This window comes from Halorubrum sp. AJ67 (assembly GCF_000513435.1).
Genome location: NZ_CBVY010000021.1, coordinates 5,703 through 8,558 on the forward strand (window position 1 = coordinate 5,703; position 2,856 = coordinate 8,558).

Annotated in this window: 2 protein-coding genes and 1 pseudogene; 2 read left to right on the forward strand and 1 reads right to left on the reverse strand. The window is 68.1% G+C overall.

Annotated elements, in window-relative coordinates; genetic code table 11:
* Positions 1-573, reverse strand: a pseudogene (locus BN903_RS17650) (HTTM domain-containing protein); the annotation flags it as partial.
* Positions 574-697: 124 nt separating this feature from the next.
* On the opposite strand from BN903_RS17650, the gene BN903_RS13605 reads away from it, so the two are divergent.
* Positions 698-1,870, forward strand: a complete 1,173-nt coding sequence (locus BN903_RS13605) for a 3-dehydroquinate synthase II (RefSeq protein WP_048078250.1) — start codon at positions 698-700, stop codon at positions 1,868-1,870.
* Between the two features lie 222 nt (positions 1,871-2,092).
* Entirely contained in the window at positions 2,093-2,704 is a 612-nt protein-coding gene (locus tag BN903_RS13610; RefSeq protein WP_048078251.1) for a hypothetical protein, read from the forward strand.
* Positions 2,705-2,856 lie beyond the last annotated feature (152 nt).

The following is a 2,856-nucleotide window of genomic DNA, read 5'->3' on the forward strand; positions in this document are numbered from 1 at the left end:
TCGACTCCCGGCTCCGCGTTCGGCGTCCGCCCCTCGGTCGGCCGCCTCCCGACCGGGACCGTCGCCGTGACGGCTCCCGCCGAGCGACCAGCGAGCGTCGAGCGGAAGGAAGAGGCTCACGAGGAGGAACGCGACCAGAATCGTGTTCCCGCCGTTGATCACGTACGGGTTCCGCGCGTACAGCGACGCGAGCAGGACGACGGAGACCCCCGTCGAGGCCCGCGTTCGATAGCCGACGAGCAGGCAGACGGCGGCGCAGACCGCGACGGCGATCAGCCCCGTTTGTACCCATGCCGAGCCGGACAGCGCGTGGAGCGAGACGGCCTCCAAGAGCGGATAGACCTCACCGAGCGTCGAGCGCGGAAGGACGCCGGCGTCCGTGTAGAACGCGCCCACCCCTCGCAGCCGATAGACCAGCAGGTCGGCGAGGAGGATGAGCGCGAGCGCGATCCGGAACGCGCCGAGCGCCCGCGGATCGATCCCGAGATGGGGTGTGGCGCGCTCGCGGAGGGAGTCGCGAGCCGCCGCGTATCGGGAACCTACCGTCGAGAGCGGTTGCCATGGTGGCGTCATCCGGTAATCCAACTCATACGAAGTGATTTCACTACTAAGTGCTTTGTCGTCGCCGCGCCGGATCGCGTCCGCAACGCGCGACCCTTCCGCAGTTTTCAAGCCGGCGCGCCGTGAGGTTCCGACAATGACACGCACGGTCTGGGTCAAAGCCGACGGCGACGTCGGCGACTGGGAGGCGCGCAAGCGACGGGTCACGGCCGCCATCGAGGCCGGGGCGGACTGGGTCCTCGTCGACGAGGGAGACGTGGGTCGCGTCCGGGAGCTCGGCGACGTGAACGTCGCGGCGTTCCGCTCCGACGCCGACGTGATCGACGACGCCGAGAGCGACGCCGAGGCCGACGCGTACTTCGTCGGGAAGGGCGGCGAGGGCGACGGGACGATCGCGATGCCCGACGACCTCTCCGGGTCGGCGGACCTGACGACGCTCCGCCGACGCGACGACCGCGCGCAGGGCGCGTACGTCCGCGTCCTCGGCACCGAGTACGAGGCGTTCGCGGAGGCCGCGGCCGACGACGCCGAGTTCACCGTGATCGTCGGCGAAGACTGGTCTATCATCCCGCTGGAGAACCTCATTGCCCGGGTCGGCGAGGAGACGCACCTCGTCGCGGGTGCGACGACCGCCGCGGAGGCTCGAACCGCCTTCGAGACGCTGGAGATCGGCGCGGACGGCGTCCTCCTCGACGCCGACGACCCCGACGAGATCCGCGGCGCGGTCGAAGCCCGCGACGCGGCCGACCGCGAGACGCTCGACCTCCGATACGCCGAGGTGACGGCGATCGAACAGACCGGGATGGCGGACCGCGTCTGTATCGACACCGGATCGCTGATGGACGACACCGAGGGGATGTTGGTCGGCTCGATGTCGCGCGGCCTCTTTTTCGTCCACGCCGAGACCGCCGAGTCGCCGTACGTCGCGTCGCGGCCGTTCCGCGTGAACGCCGGCGCGGTCCACGCGTACGTCCGCAACGCGGAGGGCGGTACCAACTACCTCGCGGAGCTGTCGAGCGGCGACGAGGTCCAGCTCGTCGACACCGACGGGAACACCCGCGAGGCGGTGGTGGGTCGGGTGAAAATCGAGAAGCGCCCGATGTTCCGGATTCAGGCGGAAATCGAGACGGAGGAGGGGACCGACCGCATCGAGACGCTCATCCAGAACGCCGAGACCGTGAAGATCGCCACGAGCGAGGGCCGCAAGGCGGTCACCGACGTCGAGGAGGGCGACGAAGCGCTCGTCTACTACGAGGACGTGGCGCGCCACTTCGGCGAGGCGGTCGAGGAGAGCATCATTGAGAAGTAGCGAGACTGAGCGAAGCGAAGTCTCGTATGCGAACGGCGTAGCCGTGAGCCGAGTGGCCGACCGAAGGGAGGCCACTACAAATGAGCGGGCCCCTGGCCCGCGAGTAGCGAGGTCGACCGTACGGGAGACCTCGTACGCGAGCGAGGTCGTCGAGCCGATCGGAACCGGGGGCGTTCGCATCGACCCGAACACATTAGTGTGATTCTCTAATGTCGCTGTCACATGGCAGTTGCTAACGAAGGTCGCCACGTCGCGGAGTCGGGGTTTGTCGAACGGGTACGACACCTTGCGAATGCCGCGAACCCGGCGTTCGCGGCCGGGTGCTTCCTCGTGCCGCTGGCGTTTCTCGCCGCCAGCCTCGGCCTGGCGAACACCGAACTGCTCTTCTACACGCACGTCGCCGCGGGCGCGGTGTGGTTCGGCTTCGCGCTGATCTTCCCCGCGCTCATCGGGCCGACGCTGGGCGGGCTCGACGAGGAGGCGTCGGCCGCGGTGAACACCGTGTTGATTCCGAAGGCCGTGTTCTTCCTCGTCGGGGTTTCGCTGACGACGGTGCTGTCCGGGACGGTGCTGTTGACGCCCGAAATCGGGCTCGGCTACGGCTTCGGCGGCGCGTGGTCCGGGCTGGCGCTCGGCCTCGGCTGGGGGCTGTTCGCGTTCGGGCTGGCGGTCCCGCACCGGCTCCAGCTGTCGGCGTACTACGAGACTCTGTCGTCGAGTCCCGACGCGTCCAAGCTCGAATCGATCGAGCAGAAGAACCTCGTCGTCGGGCTGTTCGAGGGCGCGGTGATGCTCGCGCTCATCGCGCTGATGACCGGATTCCGGCTGGGATAGGGCGCGGAGAGGCCGTTATGTGTGGACAGTTTCGGTTACTGCGGTGAGACCGTTTCCGAAGCACCGGTAGCTCAGCTGTACGTGATTGCTATTTATAAGCGAGCGATCGACACGAAGACCGCCGAAGCCCCAGCCGCTTAGCTGAACGTACC

Coding starts and splice junctions, on each gene's coding strand:
- BN903_RS13605 (WP_048078250.1), top strand. CDS start 698: ATGACACGCACGGTCTGGGTCAAAGCCGACGGCGACGTCGGCGACTGG.
- BN903_RS13610 (WP_048078251.1), top strand. CDS start 2,093: ATGGCAGTTGCTAACGAAGGTCGCCACGTCGCGGAGTCGGGGTTTGTC.